This is a genomic window from Enterobacter sp. QK-SA4 (assembly GCF_056856775.1).
Genome location: NZ_JBXFXH010000007.1, coordinates 4,744,253 through 4,765,138 on the forward strand (window position 1 = coordinate 4,744,253; position 20,886 = coordinate 4,765,138).

The following is a 20,886-nucleotide window of genomic DNA, read 5'->3' on the forward strand; positions in this document are numbered from 1 at the left end:
GCGAACTGCCGTACGTAAACGTTAAACTTGTTAAAAGGGAAAGGCATGTCCGGAATTGAAGCGGTATTTTTCGACTGCGACGGTACGCTGGTCGACAGTGAGGTCATTTGTTCCCGCGCGTATGTCACTATGTTCAAGGAATTTGGCATTACGCTGGAGCTCGAAGAGGTGTTTAAACGCTTTAAGGGCGTGAAGCTCTACGAGATCATCGACATCATTAACGAAGAACACGGTGTGGATCTGGCGAAAGCCGATCTGGAACCGGTGTACCGCGCCGAGGTCGCACGCCTGTTTGATTCGGAGCTGGAGGTCATTCCGGGCGCAAACGCGCTGCTGGATGCGATGACGGTGCCTGTCTGCGTCGTCTCTAACGGCCCGGTCAGCAAAATGCAGCATTCGCTGGGCAAGCTTGAGATGCTGCACCATTTTCCGGAAAAACTGTTCAGCGGATACGATATACAGCGCTGGAAGCCGGATCCGGCGCTGATGTTCCATGCGGCAAAAGCGATGAACGTCAACGTAGAGAACTGCATTCTGGTGGATGACTCGTCTGCGGGCGCGCAGTCGGGGATTGATGCGGGGATGGAGGTGTTTTACTTCTGCGCCGACCCGCACAACAAGCCGATCGATCATCCGAACGTGACGACCTTTACCGATCTGGCGCAGCTGCCAGCGCTGTGGAAGGCGCGCGGGTGGGATATTACGCGTTAAGCTAACGTAGGGCGGGTAAGCGCGAGCGCTACCCGCCACAAACATCACTCTTTCGGGTCTTTACCCGCGAGCAGCTTGTCCAGCTCGTCGCCGCCCACGTGACGGAAGTCCTGACCTTTCACGAAGTAGAAGATGTATTCGCAAATATTCTGGCAGCGGTCGCCGATACGCTCAATAGAGCGCGCGCAGAACAGGGCGGTCAGTACGCTTGGGATGGTACGTGAATCTTCCATCATGTAGGTCATCAGCTGACGCACGATGCCTTCATACTCCTGGTCGACCTTCTTGTCTTCACGGTAGATACGCACCGCTTCGTCCAGATCCATACGCGCAAAGGCATCCAGCACGTCGTGCAGCATCTGCACGGTGTGGCGGCCCAGCGACTCCAGGCTCACCAGCAGGGGCTGGTGCTGCTGAGAGAATTTCTCCAGCGCGGTGCGGCAGATTTTATCCGCAACGTCACCAATACGCTCCAGCTCGGCGATGGTCTTGATGATTGCCATCACCAGACGCAGGTCGCTCGCCGTCGGCTGGCGTTTCGCGATAATGCGCACGCAGGCCTCGTCGATAGCGACTTCCATCATGTTGACGTTTTTGTCGCCTTCAATGACGCGCTTCGCCAGCTCGCTGTCCTGGTTGTGCATTGCCGTAATCGCATCAGAAAGCTGCTGCTCGACCATGCCGCCCATGGTCATTACCTGGGTGCGAATGCTTTCCAGCTCTGCGTTGAACTGGCCGGAAATGTGTTTATTAAGATTGAGGTTGTCCATGGTTTCTCCACATGCACTAAGGCAAATCAACCGTAGCGGCCAGTAATATAATCTTCGGTTTGTTTCTTCGCGGGCCTGGTGAACAGCGCGTCCGTATCGCTGAACTCAATCAACTCGCCCAGGTACATAAACGCCGTGTGATCGGAACAACGTGCAGCCTGCTGCATGTTATGGGTCACGATAACCACGGTGTAATCCTGCTTCAGCTCGGTGATCAGCTCTTCAATACGGCCGGTTGAGATCGGGTCCAGCGCTGAACACGGCTCATCCAGCAGCAACACTTCCGGGCGAATAGCAATACCGCGCGCAATGCACAGACGCTGCTGCTGACCACCGGAGAGAGAGTAACCGCTCTGGTGCAACTTATCTTTGGTTTCGTTCCATAATGCGGCCTTGGTCAAAGCCCACTGCACGCGCTCGTCCATATCGGCACGGGAGAGTTTTTCAAACAGACGCACTCCAAACGCGATGTTATCGTAAATTGACATCGGGAAAGGCGTTGGTTTCTGGAACACCATCCCCACTTTGGCGCGCAGCAGGGCGATATCCTGCGCCTGGGTCAGAATGTTTTCGCCGTCCAGGATAATTTCGCCTTCAGCGCGCTGCTCCGGATAGAGCGAATACATTTTGTTAAAGGTACGCAGCAGCGTGGACTTCCCACAACCTGACGGACCGATAAATGCCGTGACCTGGTTCTTCGCGATATCCAGGTTGATGTTCTTCAGGGCATGGAATTTGCCGTAGTAGAAGTTCAAATCACGAACCTGAATCTTACCCGGGGCAGTATCAACCATACTCATTGACTCATTTCCTCATTCGGCGCCGCGAGCTGCCGCGCCGTAAAAAATTAACCGTGTTTCTTCTTCGCGAAAATGACGCGCGCCAGAATGTTCAGCAACAGTACGCAAAGGGTAATGATCAGCACCCCGGCCCAGGCCAGCTGCTGCCATTCCGCGAATGGGCTCATCGCAAATTTAAAGATCGTCACCGGCAGGTTGGCGATCGGCTGCATCATATCCGTGCTCCAGAACTGGTTGGAGAGAGACGTAAACAGCAGCGGCGCCGTTTCACCCGCAATACGCGCTACCGCCAGCAGGATACCGGTCATGATCCCGGAGACGGACGCCTTCAGCGTAATCGCAGAAATCATCTTCCATTTCGGCGTACCCAGCGCATAAGCCGCTTCACGCAGGCTGTCCGGCACCAGTTTCAGCATGTTCTCGGTGGTACGAATAACAATCGGCACCTGCAGCAGCGCCAGTGCAATCACACCCGCCCAACCGGAGAAGTGTTCCATCTGTGCCACCACCACCGTGTAAACAAACAGACCCACGACGATAGAAGGTGCAGACAGCAAAATGTCGTTGATGAAGCGAATGACTTCGGCCAGCCAGGATTTACGACCGTATTCTGCCAGGTAGATGCCCGCCATAATGCCCAGCGGCGTGCCGAAGACCGTCGCCCAGAGGATCAGCAAGCCGCTGCCCGCCAGGGCATTCGCCAGGCCACCACCCGCCGTGTTCGGCGGCGGCGTCATTTCGGTGAACAACGACAGTGACATCCCGTCAATCCCGCGAACGACCGTCGAGAAGAGGATCCAGACCAGCCAGAACAGGCCGAATGCCATCGTCGCCATAGAGAGCGACAGGGCAATACGGTTTTTCATGCGGCGTCTGGCCTGCATTTTGCGGCGGGATTCCGCCAGTTCAGCGGTAGCTTGCATTTCGAGAGTTGCCATTAGCGTGCTCCCTCATTTTTAGCGAGGCGCATAATCATCAGCTTGGAAATCGCCAGAACAATGAAGGTGATAACGAACAGAATCAGACCCAGCTCCATCAGCGCCGCCACGTGCAGCCCCGATTCCGCTTCCGCAAATTCATTCGCCAGCGCCGAGGTAATACTGTTACCCGGCATGTAGAGCGACGCGCTGTCGAGCTGGTAGGTGTTACCGATGATAAAGGTGACCGCCATGGTTTCACCCAGCGCACGACCCAGGCCCAGCATCACGCCCCCGATCACCCCATTTTTGGTGAACGGAAGGACAATGCGCCAGATAACTTCCCAGGTGGTGCAGCCGATGCCGTAGGCCGACTCTTTCATCATCACCGGCGTTTGTTCGAAGACATCTCGCATAACCGCCGCAATGTACGGAATAATCATGATGGCGAGGATCACACCTGCCGCCAGAATACCGATACCGAAAGCCGGGCCAGAGAACAGTGCACCCACAAACGGAATGGCGGAAAGCACGTTACCGACCGGTTCCTGGAAATACGTGGCGAACAGCGGAGCAAAGATGAACAAGCCCCACATGCCGTAAACGATACTTGGAATAGCCGCAAGCAGTTCGATGGCAATACCCAGCGGGCGTCGCAGCCAGCCCGGCGCCAGCTCCGTCAGGAACAGGGCAATACCAAAGCTCACCGGAACCGCAATCAGCAGGGCGATGAACGAGGTCACCAGCGTGCCGTAAATCGGCACCAGGGCACCGTAGATATCGTTCGGCGCGTCCCACTCTTTAGTCCACAGGAAGGAAAAACCGAATTTCTGGATGCTCGGCCATGAGGAGAAAATCAGAGACACGATAATGCCGCCCAGCAGCAATAGCACAATCAGCGCAGCCAGTTTCACCAGCGCGCTGAAAATCATGTCACCTTTTTTACCCGGAGGGTTAAATGCAGGCTTGGTTGCAGCCATAAATTACTCTTCTGTTTGAGACGTTTTTACGAATATGCCCGGTGGCGCTGACGCTTACCGGGCCTACAGCTTAAACCGTAGGGCGGGTAAGCGCAGCGCCACCCGCCATCTTCGTTAAATATATCCTGTTAGTACAGCGCTTTACCGCTGCTGTCTTTCACGTTGGTTTTCCATGCAGCGCGAATCTGCTCAACCACGTTGTCCGGCAGGGTAGCGTAATCCAGGGCGTTAGCCTGTTTGCCGCCGTTTTTGTACGCCCAGTCGAAGAACTTCAGCACTTCGGCGCCCTGCTCAGGTTTCTTCTGCTCTTTGTGAACCAGGATGAAGGTGGTAGAGGTGATTGGCCACGCACCTTCGCCTTTCTGGTTAGTCAGATCCTGCGCGAAGGATTTGCTCCAGTCAGCGCCTTTCGCGGCGTTAGCAAAGTTCTCTTCGGTTGGGCTAACCGGTTTGCCGTCGGCTGAAACCAGTTTGGTGTAGGACAGGTTGTTCTGCTTCGCGTACGCATACTCTACGTAGCCGATGGAGCCAGGCAGACGCTGTACGAACGCGGCGATACCGTCGTTACCTTTACCGCCCAGACCGGTTGGCCAGTTAACGGTAGAGCCGGAGCCGACTTTAGATTTCCACTCTTCGTTCACTTTTGCCAGGTAGCTGGTGAACACGAAAGAGGTACCGGAACCATCCGCGCGGCGAACCACGGCGATGTTCTGAGAAGGCAGCTTCAGACCTGGGTTGAGTTTAGCGATCGCTTCGTCATCCCATTTTTTGATTTTGCCCAGGTAGATGTCACCCAGCGTTTTGCCGTCCAGCACCAGTTCACCCGACTTCACGCCCGGCAGGTTGATGGCCAGGACCACGCCACCGATCACGGTAGGGAACTGGAACAGGCCTTCCTGAGCCAGTTTGTCATCAGACAGCGGAGCGTCTGATGCGCCGAAATCAACCGTGTTCGCGGTAATTTGTTTAACGCCACCGGAGGAGCCGATACCCTGATAGTTAACCTTGTTACCGGTTTCTTTCTGGTAGGTATCCGCCCATTTGGCATACACCGGCGCAGGGAAGGTTGCACCAGCGCCAGTCAGGCTTGCTTCTGCAAATACAGAGAACGCGCTCAGAGATAAGGTCGCGGCGACAACAGTTGCGACAGTGGTACGCATAACTTTCATAATGTCTCCTGCAAGATTTTCGTAAATCGTTGTTTAGTGGCTACGATGAGCAAAATAGGACAAACAGGTGACAGATAAATGTACGAATTATGACAGTTTTATGACAACGTAAATTTCACTTAAAAATAAGCAAAAGAAAGCTTATTTTTCATCGCGTTAGCCGCTTTTATGACAAGGCGTTTTCAGAAATATTTTCTTTATGTGACACTGAAAAAAGTAGCTGAAGATGACAAATTGTCATTATTAAAAACGAGAAAGGATTGATGAAGAACAAGCCGGGCAGGATAAAAAAGCTCCACCCGAAGGTGGAGCCTGAAGGGATTATTCTACGGTAACCGATTTCGCCAGGTTACGCGGCTGGTCAACGTCGGTACCTTTGATCAGCGCAACGTGATAGGCCAACAGCTGCAGCGGAACGGTGTAGAAGATTGCTGCAATCACCTCTTCCACATGCGGCATCTCGATGATATGCATGTTGTCGTTGCTGACAAAACCGGCATCTTTGTCGGCGAAGACGTACAGAACACCGCCGCGGGCGCGCACTTCTTCGATGTTAGACTTCAGTTTTTCCAGCAGTTCGTTGTTTGGTGCCACAACGATGACCGGCATATCCGCGTCAATCAGCGCCAGCGGGCCGTGCTTCAGCTCGCCAGCCGCATAGGCTTCAGCGTGAATGTAGGAGATCTCTTTCAGCTTCAGCGCGCCTTCCAGCGCAATCGGATACTGATCGCCACGACCCAGGAACAGGGCGTGATGTTTGTCGGAGAAATCTTCCGCCAGCGCTTCAATGCGTTTGTCCTGAGACAGCATCTGCTCAATACGGCTCGGCAGCGCCTGCAGGCCGTGAACGATGTCGTGCTCAACGGACGCATCTTCACCTTTCAGACGCGCCAGCTTCGCCACCAGCATCAGCAGAACGGTCAGCTGAGTGGTAAACGCTTTGGTAGAGGCCACACCGATTTCGGTGCCCGCTTTGGTCATCAGCGCCAGATCGGACTCACGCACCAGCGATGAGCCAGGAACGTTACAGATAGCCAAAGAGCCCAGGTAACCCAGCTCTTTAGACAGACGCAGCGCTGCCAGCGTATCCGCCGTTTCACCAGACTGGGAAAGGGTGATCATCAGGCTGTTACGACGCACCGCGGATTTGCGATAGCGGAATTCAGACGCGATTTCCACATCGCACGGCACGCCTGCCAGGGATTCAAACCAGTAGCGAGAGACCATACCGGAGTTGTATGAGGTGCCGCAGGCCACGATCTGAATATGCTCGACCTTGCCGAGCAGTTCGTTCGCGTTTGCGCCCAGCTCGCTCAGATCCACTTCACCGTGGCTGATGCGCCCGGTCAGGGTGTTTTTGATGGCGTTTGGCTGCTCGTAAATCTCTTTCTGCATGTAGTGACGGTAAGCGCCTTTGTCGCCCGCGTCGTACTGCAGATTCGATTCAATCTCCTGACGTTTCACCTGCTCGCCTTTGGTATCAAAGACGGTCACGCTGCGACGGGTCACTTCCGCGATATCACCCTCTTCGAGGAAGATAAAGCGACGGGTAACCGGCAGGAGCGCCAGCTGGTCAGAAGCGATGAAGTTTTCGCCCATGCCCAGACCGATAACCATCGGGCTACCGGAACGCGCTGCCAGCAATGTGGACGGATCGCGGGAATCCATGATCACCGTACCGTACGCACCGCGCAGCTGAGGGATAGCACGCAGCACCGCATCACGCAGCGTGCCGCCCTGCTCCAGCTCCCAGTGCACCAGGTGAGCAATCACTTCGGTGTCAGTTTCAGAGACGAAGGTGTAGCCGCGCGCTTTCAGTTCTTCGCGCAGCGGTTCGTGGTTTTCGATAATGCCGTTGTGCACGACCACAATGTGTTCAGACACATGCGGGTGCGCGTTACCTTCAGACGGTTCGCCGTGCGTCGCCCAGCGGGTGTGAGCAATACCGGTCCCACCGTGTAGCGGATGTTCTTCCGCGGCCTGGGCCAGCATCTGCACTTTACCGAGACGACGCAGACGGGTCATATGACCTTCTGCATCGACGACAGCCAGACCGGCTGAGTCGTAACCACGGTATTCCAGACGACGTAAACCTTCGAGAAGGATTTCAGCAATATCACGCTGCGCAACTGCGCCAACAATTCCACACATAATTTTAGATTCCGAATTTAGGCATTATGCCTGCGTTGTCGCTGACCTGTATTTACCCTTTCCGGGCGCCCCGAGCCTTGTAGAGAGTGGGGTTATTTTTATGGGTACTGCTTGTGGGGGGAGGATTATATTATCCCCTCACCCCGGCCCTCTCCCCAAAGGGGCGAGGGAGAAAAACACCGCACCGAACGATCCCCTCTCCCCTGTGGGGAGAGGGTTAGGGTGAGGGGTAAATCCGTTACTTCTTCTTCACCGGGCGTTTCCAGCCCTGCTTGCTGACCTGCGGAACGCGGCTTAACACCAGCTCGTTCTCGGCCACATCGCGCGTAACGGTTGTTCCCGCGGCAATGGTCACCCCGTTACCCACGGTAACAGGCGCCACCAGCTGCGTATCGGAGCCAACAAACACGTCGTCACCGATGATGGTTTTAAACTTATTCGCGCCGTCATAGTTACAGGTAATAGTCCCTGCACCAATATTCACGTTATTGCCAATTTCCGCGTCGCCCAGATAGGTCAGATGACCGGCTTTCGAGCCTTTACCCAGACGCGCTTTTTTCATTTCCACGAAGTTACCCACGTGAGCGCCTTCCAGCAGCTCAGCGCCCGGGCGCAGACGCGCAAACGGGCCGATGGTGCATGCCGCGTCCAGACGGGCATCTTCCACCACGCTGTACGGGCTAATTTCGCAGTCGTCACCGATGACGCTGTTTTTAATCACGCAGCCGGCGCCAATTTTGACGCGATTGCCCAGCGTGACGTGACCTTCGAGGATAACGTTCGTATCAATTTCAACGTCACGCCCGTGAGATAACGAACCACGCAGATCGAAACGCGCCGGATCGCGCAGCATCACGCCCGCCAGCAGCAGTTTTTCGGCCTGCTCGGACTGATAAATACGCTCAAGACGGGAGAGCTGCAGGCGGTTGTTCACGCCGTCCGTTTCGCTGATGCGCGCCGGATGAACGGCGGCAATTTCACGCCCTTCGTGGTACGCCATCGCAATGATGTCGGTGATGTAGTATTCACCCTGCGCGTTGTTGTTGTCGAGTCTGGACAGCCAGCGCTTCATATCCGCGCCGTTGGCAATCAGGATACCGGTGTTGATCTCCTGAATCTGGCGCTGTTCGTCGCTGGCATCTTTGTGCTCAACAATACCCGTGACGTTGCCGTTTTCACGGGTGATGCGACCATAACCGCTTGGATCGTCCAGCACGACGGTCAACAAACCGATGCCGCCCTGCGGTTTGGCTTCACGCAGGCGAGTCAGGGTTTCAACGGAGATCAGCGGGACATCGCCGTAGAGCATCAAAATGTCTTCGTCATCCGCAAAGAAAGGCGCAGCCTGCTGCATCGCATGGCCTGTGCCCAGCTGTTCGGCCTGAAGCACCCAGTTGAGCTTGTCATCGCTCAGCGTCTTTTTAAGCAAATCGCCGCCGTGGCCGTAGACCAGGTGGACCTGACTGGCACCCAGTTCGTTGGCTGCATCAATGACATGCTGCACCATTGGCTTTCCTGCAAGCGTGTGGAGCACCTTAGGCAGATCGGAATACATGCGGGTCCCTTTGCCAGCGGCAAGGATCACCACGCTCATCGCACTGTTTGACATACGCATCCTGACGGTAGTTTGAGTGTGAAGTAAAAACGTTTGATGCTTAAAATTCTACATCTTTTTCATCATGAATTAAGGCCGAAAAAAAAAGCCAGCCTGGTATCCAGACTGGCTTTTGTGCTTTTCAAGCCGGTGTTACATCGCTTTTTTGGTCAACTCGATAACGCGCAGTTTCGCGATCGCTTTGGCCAGCTCCGCAGACGCCTGAGCGTAATCCACGTCACCATGAGAGCTGCTAATGTGCTCTTCAGCCTTACGCTTCGATTCCAGGGCTCGCGCTTCGTCGAGATCCTGGCCACGGATAGCGGTATCGGCCAGAACGGTCACACTGCCAGGCTGCACTTCAAGAATGCCGCCGGACAGATAGATAAACTCTTCGTGACCGAACTGTTTAACGATGCGGATCATACCAGGCTTAATGGCGGTGAGCAGCGGTGCGTGACCCGGGAAAATACCCAGTTCACCTTCACTACCCGTTACCTGGATTTTCTCGACCAGACCAGAGAACATTTGTTGCTCTGCGCTGACGACGTCCAGGTGGTAAGTCATTGCCATATCACCCTCCGATTAAGGCGTTAAAGTTTTTTGGCTTTTTCCACGGCTTCTTCGATGGAACCAACCATGTAGAACGCCTGCTCTGGCAGGTGGTCGTATTCGCCTTCCATAATGCCTTTAAAGCCACGGATGGTGTCTTTCAGGGAAACGTATTTACCCGGAGAACCGGTGAATACTTCCGCAACGAAGAACGGCTGGGACAGGAAGCGCTGGATCTTACGCGCACGTGCTACCACCAGTTTGTCTTCTTCAGACAGTTCATCCATACCCAGGATGGCGATGATGTCTTTCAGTTCCTGGTAACGCTGCAGCAGGGACTGTACGCCACGCGCGGTGTCGTAGTGTTCCTGACCCACAACCAGTGGATCCAGCTGACGGCTGGTGGAGTCCAGCGGGTCAACGGCCGGGTAGATACCCAGAGACGCGATCTGACGGCTCAGTACCACGGTTGCATCTAAGTGAGCAAAGGTGGTTGCTGGAGATGGGTCAGTCAAGTCATCCGCAGGTACGTATACCGCCTGAACGGAGGTGATAGAACCGGTTTTGGTAGAGGTGATACGTTCCTGAAGAACACCCATCTCTTCCGCCAGCGTAGGCTGATAACCTACCGCTGAAGGCATACGACCCAGCAGTGCAGATACTTCCGTACCGGCCAGGGTGTAACGATAGATGTTATCAACGAACAGCAGAACGTCACGGCCTTCATCACGGAACTTCTCAGCCATCGTCAGACCGGTCAGCGCAACGCGCAGACGGTTTCCTGGTGGCTCGTTCATCTGGCCGTAAACCAGGGATACTTTGTCCAGAACGTTGGAGTCGGTCATTTCGTGGTAGAAGTCGTTACCCTCACGAGTACGTTCACCTACGCCCGCAAACACGGAGTAACCGGAGTGCTCGATCGCGATGTTACGGATCAGCTCCATCATGTTTACGGTTTTACCAACACCTGCACCACCGAACAGACCGACTTTACCGCCCTTCGCGAACGGACACATCAGGTCGATAACTTTGATACCGGTTTCCAGCAGTTCCTGAGAGCTTGACAGCTCTTCGTAGGAAGGTGCTGCGCGGTGGATAGCCCAACGCTCTTCTTCACCGATGTCGCCTTTCATGTCGATTGGCTGACCCAATACGTTCATGATACGACCCAGTGTTGCTTTACCTACCGGGACTTCGATCGGGTGCTCAAGGTCTTTGACTTCCAGACCACGACGCAGACCGTCGGAAGAACCCATCGCGATGGTACGCACGATACCGCCGCCGAGCTGCTGCTGAACTTCCAGCACCAGGCTCTCGTTACCATTCTGTACCTCAAGCGCGTCGTACACGCGTGGTACGGCGTCCTGAGGGAACTCGACGTCCACCACGGCGCCGATTACCTGGACAATCTTTCCAGTAGCCATCTTGAATCCTCTACGTAATTCGTAAACCTGGTTAAACCGCGGCGGCCCCCGAGACGATCTCGGTGAGTTCCTGAGTAATGCTGGCCTGACGAGCTTTGTTGTAAACCAACTGCAGCTCTTTAATCAGGCTGCCGCCATTATCGGTCGCGGCTTTCATCGCCACCATTCGTGCGGCCTGCTCGCTGGCCAGGTTTTCTACAACGCCCTGATAAACCTGAGATTCAACGTAACGACGCAGCAGGGTATCCAGCAGCGGTTTCGGATCGGGTTCATACAGGTAATCCCAGGCTTTTTGCTTCAGCTCGTCATCTTCTGATGCCGGTAACGGCAGCATCTGAGTGAGCGTTGGAACCTGAGACATGGTGTTAATGAATTTGTTGCTGACAACGTACAGTCTGTCCAGACGGCCTTCATCATAGGCCTGCAACATCACTTTAACCGGGCCGATCAGTTCGGACAGGGACGGGTTATCACCCATACCGGTCACCTGAGCGACAATGTTGCCACCAACGGAGTTAAAGAAAGAGACGCCTTTAGAGCCGATCATTGCGATATCGCACTGAACGCCTTTTTCAGACCATGCTTTCATATCCGCCAGCAGTTTTTTGAACAGGTTAATGTTCAAGCCGCCACACAGACCACGGTCGGTCGACACCACCAGGTAGCCCACGCGCTTAACGTCGCGTTCTTCCAGGTAAGGGTGCTTATATTCCAGATTACCGTTTGCAAGGTGACCAATCACTTTGCGCATGGTTTCTGCATAAGGACGGCTGGCCGCCATGCGATCCTGCGATTTACGCATTTTGGAAGCGGCGACCATCTCCATCGCTTTAGTGATCTTTTGCGTGTTCTGGACGCTTGCGATCTTACTACGTATCTCTTTTGCGCCGGCCATGAGCTTCTCCTCAATGCCAGGCGGCTTGTCCTGAGACCAGCCGCCGGACGATTACCAGGATTGGGTTGCTTTGAAGGAATCGAGGATAGCTTTCAGCTTGCCTTCGATTTCGTCGTTATAGCCACCGGTCTGGTTGATCTCTTGCATCAGCGGAGCGTGATCACGGTCGACGTAAGCCAGCAGAGCGGCTTCGAAGCTACCGATTTTCGCCAGTTCCACATCTTCGAGGTAACCGCGTTCAGCCGCGAACAGTACCAGGCCCTGCTGAGCAACAGACATTGGAGCGTACTGTTTCTGCTTCAGCAGCTCGGTCACTTTCTGACCGTGGCTCAGCTGTTTACGGGTTGCTTCGTCCAGATCGGATGCGAACTGAGAGAACGCAGCCAGTTCACGATACTGTGCCAGCGCGGTACGGATACCACCGGACAGTTTCTTGATGATCTTGGTCTGAGCAGCACCACCAACACGGGATACGGAGATACCCGGGTTAACCGCCGGACGAATACCGGAGTTAAACAGGTTGGTTTCCAGGAAGATCTGACCATCGGTAATGGAGATTACGTTGGTCGGAACGAACGCAGAAACGTCACCCGCCTGGGTTTCAATGATCGGCAGAGCGGTCAGAGAGCCCGTTTTACCCTTCACTTCACCTTTGGTGAAGTTCTCGACGTATTCCGCGTTAACGCGGGAAGCACGCTCCAGCAGACGAGAGTGGAGGTAGAATACGTCGCCAGGGAACGCTTCACGTCCAGGTGGACGACGGAGCAGCAGGGAAACCTGACGATAAGCAACAGCCTGTTTAGACAGGTCATCGTATACGATCAGCGCATCTTCACCGCGGTCACGGAAGTATTCGCCCATTGCGCAACCGGCGTATGGTGCCAGGTATTGCAGTGCAGCAGATTCAGACGCGGTTGCTACCACAACGATGGTGTTAGACAGTGCGCCGTGCTCTTCCAGTTTACGAACCACGTTAGAAATGGTGGACGCTTTCTGGCCGATGGCCACGTACACGCATTTGATGCCGGAGTCACGCTGGTTGATGATGGCGTCGATAGCCATCGCGGTTTTACCGGTCTGACGGTCACCGATGATCAGTTCACGCTGACCACGACCGATTGGGATCATGGCATCAACGGACTTATAACCTGTCTGAACAGGCTGATCTACGGACTGACGGTCGATAACGCCTGGTGCGATAACTTCGATTGGGGAGAAGCCATCGTGCTCAACCGGACCTTTACCGTCGATTGGCGCACCCAGGGTGTTAACAACGCGACCCAGCAGGCCACGGCCAACCGGCACTTCCAGAATACGGCCAGTACACTTAACCTTCATGCCTTCGGCGAGGTCAGCGTATGGACCCATCACAACTGCACCTACGGAGTCGCGCTCCAGGTTCAGTGCGATAGCGTAACGGTTACCCGGCAGGGAAATCATCTCACCCTGCATACAATCGGCCAGGCCGTGGATGCGGATAACACCGTCACTTACAGAAACAATAGTACCTTCGTTGTGAGCTTCACTCACAACACTGAACTGAGCAATGCGCTGCTTGATCAGTTCGCTGATTTCGGTGGAATTCAGTTGCATGCTCCAGTCCCCTTAAGACTGCAAGACGTCTGCAAGGCGTTCAAGACGGCCGCGTACGCTGCCATCAATGACCATATCACCCGAACGGATGATTACGCCTGCCATTACAGACTTATCGATTTTGCAATTCAGCTTAACTTTGCGTGACAGACGTTTTTCCATCGCGGCGGTGATTTTCGCAAGCTGTTCATTACTCAGTTCAGTCGCAGAAGTCACTTCGACTTCAGCGGTTGCTTCACTAAGGGCACGTAAGTGCTCAAACTGCTCGAGAACATCCGGGAGCACACGGAGACGACCATTTTCTGCCATCACCTTAATCAGGTTCTGGCCGTTGGCATCCAGTTGCTCTCCGCACACGGCGATAAACGACGCGGCGAGAGTTTCAGGTGCTAACGCACCGGAAAGCAACTCAGCCATTTGTTCGTTTTTCGTCACCTCAGCGGCAAACGCCAGCATATCCTGCCAGCGATCGACATTTTGGTGTTCGACAGCAAAGTCAAAAGCTGCTTTGGCGTAGGGGCGAGCTACCGTAACAAATTCAGACATCAGCCCCTCCCTCCTTACAGTTCAGCGACAAGTTTGTCCACGATGTCGCTGTTAGCAGCTTCATCCACGGAACGTTCGATGATCTTCTCGGCGCCAGCAACAGCCAGAATCGCAACCTGCTTACGCAGTTCTTCACGAGCACGTTTACGCTCAGCATCAATTTCTGCCTGAGCCTGTGTCACGATCTTAGTACGTTCCTGTTCTGCTTCAGCTTTGGCTTCGTCCAGGATCTGAGAACGGCGTTTGTTAGCCTGTTCAATGATTACCTGAGCTTCAGCTTTCGCTTTTTTCAGCTGGTCTGTCGCGTTGGCCTGTGCAAGGTCCAAATCTTTCTTAGCGCGTTCTGCAGAAGCCAGACCGTCAGCAATTTCTTTCTGACGTTTTTCGATGGCAGCCATTAAAGGCGGCCATACATACTTCATGCAGAACCAGACAAAGAGAATAAACGCGATGGCCTGGCCGAGGATTGTTGCGTTCATGTTCACAGCACAATACCTCTTTAATTTCTGTGGCTTAGGGTTTTAAAACTACTACTACGCGACAGCAAACATCACGTACAGACCCAGACCTACAGCGATCATTGGGATAGCATCCACCAGACCCATAACGATAAAGAACTGAGTACGCAGCAGAGGAATCAGATCAGGTTGACGCGCTGCGCCTTCCAGGAATTTGCCCCCGAGGATGCCGATACCGATCGCAGCACCGATAGCCGCCAGACCCATCATCACAGCGGCAGCCATGTACAGCAGATCCATATTCAGGTTTTCCATGACAGTCTCCAGTTTGTTTCAATTAAAACGTAGTAGTGTTGGTAAAAAATCAGTGCTCTTCAGACGCCATCGACAGATAGACGATCGTCAGAACCATGAAGATAAAGGCTTGCAGCGTAATGATCAGGATGTGGAAAATGGCCCATGGCACATTCAGAATCCACTGTGACCACCACGGCAGAAGACCCGCGATCAGAATGAAAATCAGCTCACCCGCATACATGTTGCCAAACAGTCGCAGACCCAGTGAAACAGGTTTGGACAGCAGGCTAACGCCTTCCAGGATCAGGTTGACCGGAATAAACGCCCAGTGGTTGAACGGCTGCAAGGTAAGCTCTTTCACAAAGCCGCTTACGCCTTTCATTTTGATGCTGTAGAAAAGAATCAGGATAAACACGCCCAGCGCCATCGACAGGGTGATGTTCACGTCCGCAGACGGTACAACACGCAGCGCAGGCAGGCCGAAGATATGCTCGCCGATAAACGGCAGCAGATCGATTGGCAGCAGGTCCATCAGGTTCATCAGGAAGACCCAAACGAACACGGTCAGGGCCAGCGGAGCAATCAGCTTGCTCTTACCATGGTACATGTCTTTGACGCTGCCATGGACGAAGCCGATGATCATTTCGATGAAGGTCTGGAATTTCCCTGGTACACCGCTGGTCGCTCGTTTAGCAACACCGCGGAACATGGCCAGGAACAGAAGACCCAAAACCACCGAGAAGAACATGGAGTCGATGTTGATCGTCCAGAAGGTGGCCGGGGGGTTATGTGGATCCACCAGCGAGAATGTACGCAGGTCCAGCTGAAGGTTATTCAGATGGTGACCTATGTAATCCTGCGGCGTCATATTTTCTGAAGCCATGATGCCTTTTACCCTTTGTTATTGATTACAGCTGGAGCCAGAACTTGTACCACCAGCACCAAAACCCACGTTGCTATCAGCGGCATGAAGACCACTTTCAAAACCGCCAGCGCCATCACCAGTAGAGCAAAGGTCAGCAACACCTTACACACTTCGCCGAGGGCGAAGGACCAGGCCACGCGGCCTTTGGCGGGTGTATGCGCCTGATGACGCCAGGCAAAAATCATAAACAACACGTTTGGCAGCACAACCGCCAAACCCCCGCACACGGCGGAGATGCCCCAGAAGGGGTCTTTGAGGCTAAACAGCAGTCCACTTGCTATCACAGCCAGAAACTGAATGAACAGAAGCTTACGAGCAACGTTTCTACTCAAGAGCGACATAGACATCACGTTTTTACTCCTGCTCCCTTCGAGGTATGCCGCGTGTCGTATAAAACGTCCTTTAAGGCTCAGAGTCAAGCATCAAAAAGCGGACAAATTATACGGTGCGCACCCGTGATTTCAAACATTAAGTAGCGAAAAGGTGAATAAATGTTTAAATATTTTTCCCCACCGCTATTTTTTAACTTTCGCTGAAAGCGTCAACCTTCGACCAAAACTGCAAACAGCGCGAAAACGTTGGCGATAAAGCGTGCACGAGATCACAAAACACACATTTGCGATAAGGTTGTATTTATCAAAGGCGCAAATCGCATAAATTTAACTTTATGAAATTAAAAGCAAAACGTCGTAACTATTTTCAAAACAGCCCAGTACACAATAAAAACGTTTTATTGACATTCTTAATAAACAATTAACATTGCGTTCTGGTTACTGCCCCCCACTTTTAGCAGACTTATATTTTCACAGATGACTATCTTCTCGGTGAATAAAAGTGGCCAGGTTAACCTGAAGAAAAACCTTAGTGAAAAAGAGGTTAAAAGCTCACCGGTAAATCCCCGGTAGTTGTGCTGTTTTTTAACATGCGAAGAACAGCACAAATTCCACATTTTTTATTAATTTTTTAAAAATTGTTTGGCTTAATTATCACCAGATGACGCTCCCCATCGAGCTGAGGAATGTGTAATTTCTCGATGGATTCAACAGCAAAACCGTCCGGGAGCTGTTCAATCTCATCGCCTGGCAACTGCCCTTTCAGCGCATAAAAGCGGCCATTCTCTGCCGGCAAGTGCTTACACCAGCTCACCATATCATTGAGCGAAGCAAACGCGCGGCTGATAACACCGTCAAACGGCGGCTCTGCCGGGAACTCCTCTACCCTGCTCTGCACGGGCGTGATGTTTTCAAGCTTCAGCTCATGCTGTACCTGACGTAAAAAGCGCACGCGCTTGCCAAGGCTGTCCAGCAGCGTGAAGTGGCTCTCAGGGCGAACAATCGACAGCGGAACGCCCGGTAAACCAGGTCCCGTACCCACGTCGATAAAACGCTCACCTTTCAGCCACGGGGCAACCACGATGCTATCGAGAATATGGCGTACCAGCATCTCGTTGGGGTCACGTACTGAAGTCAGGTTGTACGCTTTGTTCCATTTGTTCAGCATATCGACATAGGCCACCAGCTGATTTTTCTGGTGATCGGTGAGCGAAATACCTGCCTGATCCAGCAGACGAGAGAGTTTGTTGAGCACGGTGAATACCTGTTGGAAAACTTAGGTGGCGGGTGGCGCTTCGCTTACCCGCCCTACGGGTTCATCAGGCCCGGTAAGCGCAGCGCCACCGGGCAATGTTCTGGGCATTACGCGCTGCGGCGCAGCATGCCCTGCTTTTTCAGCCAGACCAGCAGGATCGAAATCGCTGCAGGCGTGACGCCGGAGATACGGGATGCCTGGCCGATCGATACCGGTTTGTGATCGTTCAGCTTGGCGATCACTTCGTTGGAAAGGCCCGTTACCTGGCGGTAGTCCAGCATTTCCGGCAGCAGCGTGTTTTCGTTACGCTGCTGTTTTTCGATCTCATCCTGCTGACGCGCGATGTAACCTTCGTACTTCACCTGGATCTCAACCTGCTCTGCCGCTTCAGCGTCTTCCAGCCCCGGCGCGAAGGCGGTCAGTTTGACCAGGTTCTCGTAGGTGACTTCAGGACGGCGCAGCAGATCTTCCCCGCTGGCTTCACGCGACAGCGGCGCGGTTAAGTGAGCGTTTACTTCGGCGGCGGTTTCCGCCTGCGGATTCACCCAGGTGGTTTTCAGGCGCTGACGTTCCTGTTCAATGCGCTCCAGCTTTTCGTTGAACCGCGCCCAGCGTTCGTCATCGACCAGACCCAGCTCGCGGCCCATTTCGGTCAGACGCAGGTCGGCGTTATCTTCACGCAGCATCAGGCGATATTCAGCGCGAGAGGTAAACATACGATACGGCTCTTTGGTACCCAGCGTGCAGAGATCGTCAACCAGCACGCCCAGATACGCCTGAGAACGGCCTGGTGCCCAGCCCTCTTTCTCAGCGGAGAAGCGCGCGGCGTTCAAACCGGCAAGCAGGCCCTGCGCAGCCGCTTCTTCGTAGCCGGTAGTGCCGTTAATCTGCCCCGCGAAGAACAGACCGTGGATGAATTTGCTTTCCAGGGTTGGCTTCAGGTCGCGCGGATCGAAGAAATCGTACTCAATAGCGTAGCCGGGACGAACGATTTTCGCATTCTCCATCCCCTGCATTGAGCGAACAATTTGCATCTGTACATCGAACGGCAGGCTGGTGGAGATGCCGTTCGGATAAATTTCATTAGAGGTCAGCCCTTCCGGCTCCAGGAAGATCTGGTGCTGGTTACGATCGGCGAAGCGCATCACTTTGTCTTCGATCGACGGACAGTAGCGTGGGCCGATCCCTTCGATCACGCCGGCATACATGGGGCTACGATCGAGGTTATTGCGGATCACGTCATGGGTTTTCTCGTTGGTATGCGTGATGTAGCACGGTACCTGCTGCGGATGCTGAGCCGCATTGCCCATGAACGAGAACACCGGCATCGGATTATCACCGTGCTGTTGCGCCAGCACGCTGAAATCAATGGTGCGCGCATCAATACGCGGCGGCGTACCGGTTTTCAGGCGGCTGACGCGCAGCGGCAGTTCACGCAGACGGCGAGACAGGGGAATAGACGGCGGATCGCCGGCACGGCCACCGCTGTAGTTATCCAGACCGATATGAATTTTACCGTCCAGGAATGTGCCCACGGTCAGCACCACGGCTTTCGCACGGAATTTGAGACCCATCTGGGTCACGGCACCTACGACGCGATCGTTCTCAACGATAAGATCTTCAACCGCCTGCTGGAAGATCATCAGGTTCGGCTGGTTCTCCAGGGCGGTACGCACAGCCTGACGGTAAAGTACGCGGTCTGCCTGAGCTCGGGTCGCACGCACGGCGGGACCTTTACTCGCGTTTAGTATCCTAAACTGGATGCCAGCATGATCGATCGCTTTCGCCATCAGGCCGCCAAGTGCATCCACTTCTTTTACCAGGTGTCCTTTCCCAATGCCGCCAATCGCCGGATTACAGGACATTTGTCCCAGCGTGTCGATATTGTGTGTCAAAAGCAGGGTCTGCTGACCCATACGCGCTGCGGCCATTGCGGCCTCAGTGCCTGCATGACCCCCGCCAATGATGATGACGTCAAAAGGATCCTGATAAAACATGGTGGTCTGCCTCGCGTAAAGCGGTATGAAAATGGATTGAAGCCCGGGCCGTGGATTCTACTCAACTTTAGTCTTTCGAGAAAGCATTGGGATCCTGGGCTATTAAAAAGAAGATCTTTTTATTTAGAGATCTGTTCTATTGTGATCTCTTATTAGGATCGCGAACCTGTGTGGATAAGTCCGATCTCACAAAGAAGATCATGCAGTTAGAAAGGATCGTTTGCTGTGAATGATCGGTGATCCTGGACAGTATAAGCTGGGATCAGATCACGACTTTATACACAGGTCAAAAACGATACAACAGTTGTTCTTTGGATAACTACGGGTTAATACGAGCTTTTAACCAGAGTTATCCACATCTGTTCGCGCGATCTTTAATCGTTTTTGAGTAAATTTTTCCATTCCGCGAGCCAGATCTCGGCTGGATCCTCCGGAATGTCATGATCGAGGATGTTGATCTTGAGCGTTTCACCCAGCTGTTTTGCTCCACAAGAGGTTACAGCGGCTTCAACTTTCTCTATTGCCCCGCAAAAGGTGTCATATTCACGACTGCCGATCCCCACCGCGCCAAAACGGACGTTTGACAGGTCGGGCTGCTGTTCCAGCAGTTCGTCATATAAAGGTTGCAGGTTATCCGGCAGATCGCCCGCGCCGTGCGTGGAGGTGATCAGCAGCCAGACCCCGTCAGTCGGGAGATCTTCAAGCAACGGACCGTGCAGGGTTTCCGTGGAAAAGCCCGCATCTTCCAGCTTTTCAGCCAGGTGTTCCGCTACGTATTCCGCACCACCAAGGGTGCTGCCGCTGATAAGGGTAATGTCCGCCATTGATCGCTCGCCCAGATAAAGAGACGGTCATTGTACGCTGTGAACGAGCTGGGATCTACCTGTGGAAAATGTGGGAATGAATTTGCCCGATCACGGGCGGATGGTACGCATGATCGGGTTTTGCAGGGAGATCAGCGTCTCGGTGGACTGAATTTCATCGATTGTTTGGATCTTGTTGATAAGTACCTGCTGGAGGGCGTCGATGGATCGACACATGACTTTAATAAAGATGCTGTAATGCCCGGTGGTGTAATACGCCTCGGTGACTTCATCCAGCGCGTTCAGCTTCGCCAGGGCGGAAGGGTAGTCTTTGGCGCTTTTAAGAATGATGCCGATGAAGCAGCAGACGTCGTAACCCAGATGTTTAGGACTGACGTCAATGCGTGCGCCGGTAATGATCCCCGCCTGCTTCATCTTCTCTACGCGGACGTGAATGGTTCCCGGGCTGACGCCAAACTGTTTTGCCAGCTCGGCGTAGGCGGTGCGGGCATTGGCCATTAACGCCTCCAGAATGCCGCGGTCGAGATTGTCGATCTGATAATTTTCCATAGTTTTTTCTTATGAGGATTAATGAATCACCCTATTCTAGCTTTTAATTTTATCGAATCAAAAGTGAAGGTGGCTTTTTGTTGATGAGTTATTGAATCTGATGCCATTTCTGTTGCTTAATCAATATCAACAGGACGCAGGAGTATA

At 53.6% G+C, this 20,886-nt stretch carries 21 protein-coding genes; 1 reads left to right on the top strand and 20 read right to left on the bottom strand.

Annotated features, from left to right (window positions below):
• Positions 1-45 precede the first annotated feature (45 nt).
• On the top strand, positions 46-711 hold the full coding sequence (yieH, locus tag AC1VYI_RS24425) for a 6-phosphogluconate phosphatase (RefSeq protein ID WP_226484444.1): 666 nt from the start codon (positions 46-48) through the stop codon (positions 709-711).
• A gap of 44 nt (positions 712-755) precedes the next feature.
• Here the strand turns inward: yieH and phoU are convergent, their stop codons facing one another.
• The 20 genes from phoU to asnC all read right to left on the bottom strand — a co-directional run bounded on the left by phoU (position 756) and on the right by asnC (position 20,739).
• Positions 756-1,481 (bottom strand): phosphate signaling complex protein PhoU, encoded by a 726-nt coding sequence (gene phoU, locus AC1VYI_RS24430; protein WP_008500182.1) that lies wholly within the window; start codon positions 1,479-1,481, stop codon positions 756-758.
• 26 nt (positions 1,482-1,507) lie between these two features.
• Positions 1,508-2,281 (bottom strand): phosphate ABC transporter ATP-binding protein PstB, encoded by a 774-nt coding sequence (gene pstB / locus AC1VYI_RS24435; protein ID WP_010426574.1) that lies wholly within the window; start codon positions 2,279-2,281, stop codon positions 1,508-1,510.
• A gap of 47 nt (positions 2,282-2,328) precedes the next feature.
• Positions 2,329-3,219 (bottom strand): phosphate ABC transporter permease PstA, encoded by an 891-nt coding sequence (gene pstA, locus AC1VYI_RS24440; RefSeq protein WP_023309794.1) that lies wholly within the window; start codon positions 3,217-3,219, stop codon positions 2,329-2,331.
• The gene (gene pstC, locus AC1VYI_RS24445; RefSeq protein WP_023309793.1) at positions 3,219-4,178 is read right to left on the bottom strand and encodes a phosphate ABC transporter permease PstC; all 960 of its coding nucleotides are present in this window, start codon (positions 4,176-4,178) and stop codon (positions 3,219-3,221) included. Before pstC ends, pstA begins: the two co-directional genes overlap by 1 nt.
• 128 nt (positions 4,179-4,306) lie before the next feature.
• Positions 4,307-5,347 carry a phosphate ABC transporter substrate-binding protein PstS gene (pstS, locus tag AC1VYI_RS24450; protein WP_008500186.1) on the bottom strand — a complete coding sequence of 347 codons (1,041 nt, stop codon included), beginning with the start codon at positions 5,345-5,347 and terminating at the stop codon, positions 4,307-4,309.
• Between the two features lie 321 nt (positions 5,348-5,668).
• A complete protein-coding gene (glmS, locus tag AC1VYI_RS24455; protein ID WP_134866992.1) occupies positions 5,669-7,498 on the bottom strand; it encodes a glutamine--fructose-6-phosphate transaminase (isomerizing) in 1,830 nt (609 codons plus the stop codon).
• Between the two features lie 238 nt (positions 7,499-7,736).
• Positions 7,737-9,107, bottom strand: coding sequence for a bifunctional UDP-N-acetylglucosamine diphosphorylase/glucosamine-1-phosphate N-acetyltransferase GlmU (gene glmU, locus AC1VYI_RS24460; RefSeq protein WP_045400470.1), 1,371 nt, complete (start codon positions 9,105-9,107; stop codon positions 7,737-7,739).
• 138 nt (positions 9,108-9,245) lie between these two features.
• On the bottom strand, positions 9,246-9,665 hold the full coding sequence (locus AC1VYI_RS24465) for a F0F1 ATP synthase subunit epsilon (RefSeq protein WP_006177560.1): 420 nt from the start codon (positions 9,663-9,665) through the stop codon (positions 9,246-9,248).
• Positions 9,666-9,685: 20 nt separating this feature from the next.
• Entirely contained in the window at positions 9,686-11,068 is a 1,383-nt protein-coding gene (gene atpD, locus AC1VYI_RS24470) for a F0F1 ATP synthase subunit beta (RefSeq protein WP_003862362.1), read from the bottom strand.
• A 31-nt stretch (positions 11,069-11,099) separates the two neighbouring features.
• Positions 11,100-11,963, bottom strand: a complete 864-nt coding sequence (gene atpG / locus AC1VYI_RS24475; protein ID WP_008500191.1) for a F0F1 ATP synthase subunit gamma — start codon at positions 11,961-11,963, stop codon at positions 11,100-11,102.
• A 51-nt stretch (positions 11,964-12,014) separates the two neighbouring features.
• Entirely contained in the window at positions 12,015-13,556 is a 1,542-nt protein-coding gene (gene atpA, locus AC1VYI_RS24480) for a F0F1 ATP synthase subunit alpha (protein WP_006808751.1), read from the bottom strand.
• A gap of 12 nt (positions 13,557-13,568) precedes the next feature.
• Positions 13,569-14,102, bottom strand: coding sequence for a F0F1 ATP synthase subunit delta (gene atpH / locus AC1VYI_RS24485; protein ID WP_023309790.1), 534 nt, complete (start codon positions 14,100-14,102; stop codon positions 13,569-13,571).
• Positions 14,103-14,116: 14 nt separating this feature from the next.
• A complete protein-coding gene (atpF, locus tag AC1VYI_RS24490; RefSeq protein WP_014072436.1) occupies positions 14,117-14,587 on the bottom strand; it encodes a F0F1 ATP synthase subunit B in 471 nt (156 codons plus the stop codon).
• A gap of 48 nt (positions 14,588-14,635) precedes the next feature.
• Positions 14,636-14,875, bottom strand: a complete 240-nt coding sequence (gene atpE, locus AC1VYI_RS24495) for a F0F1 ATP synthase subunit C (RefSeq protein WP_000429386.1) — start codon at positions 14,873-14,875, stop codon at positions 14,636-14,638.
• Between the two features lie 49 nt (positions 14,876-14,924).
• On the bottom strand, positions 14,925-15,740 hold the full coding sequence (gene atpB / locus AC1VYI_RS24500; protein ID WP_023309789.1) for a F0F1 ATP synthase subunit A: 816 nt from the start codon (positions 15,738-15,740) through the stop codon (positions 14,925-14,927).
• A gap of 8 nt (positions 15,741-15,748) precedes the next feature.
• Positions 15,749-16,129: a F0F1 ATP synthase subunit I gene (atpI, locus tag AC1VYI_RS24505; RefSeq protein WP_134866993.1), complete on the bottom strand. Its 381-nt coding sequence runs from the start codon at positions 16,127-16,129 to the stop codon at positions 15,749-15,751.
• A 616-nt stretch (positions 16,130-16,745) separates the two neighbouring features.
• Positions 16,746-17,369: a 16S rRNA (guanine(527)-N(7))-methyltransferase RsmG gene (rsmG, locus tag AC1VYI_RS24510; RefSeq protein WP_023309787.1), complete on the bottom strand. Its 624-nt coding sequence runs from the start codon at positions 17,367-17,369 to the stop codon at positions 16,746-16,748.
• A 107-nt stretch (positions 17,370-17,476) separates the two neighbouring features.
• Positions 17,477-19,366 carry a tRNA uridine-5-carboxymethylaminomethyl(34) synthesis enzyme MnmG gene (gene mnmG / locus AC1VYI_RS24515; RefSeq protein WP_014072433.1) on the bottom strand — a complete coding sequence of 630 codons (1,890 nt, stop codon included), beginning with the start codon at positions 19,364-19,366 and terminating at the stop codon, positions 17,477-17,479.
• Positions 19,367-19,740: 374 nt separating this feature from the next.
• Positions 19,741-20,190 carry an FMN-binding protein MioC gene (mioC, locus tag AC1VYI_RS24520; protein ID WP_023309786.1) on the bottom strand — a complete coding sequence of 150 codons (450 nt, stop codon included), beginning with the start codon at positions 20,188-20,190 and terminating at the stop codon, positions 19,741-19,743.
• Positions 20,191-20,280: 90 nt separating this feature from the next.
• Positions 20,281-20,739, bottom strand: coding sequence for a transcriptional regulator AsnC (asnC, locus tag AC1VYI_RS24525; protein ID WP_023333916.1), 459 nt, complete (start codon positions 20,737-20,739; stop codon positions 20,281-20,283).
• Positions 20,740-20,886: the final 147 nt, after the last annotated feature.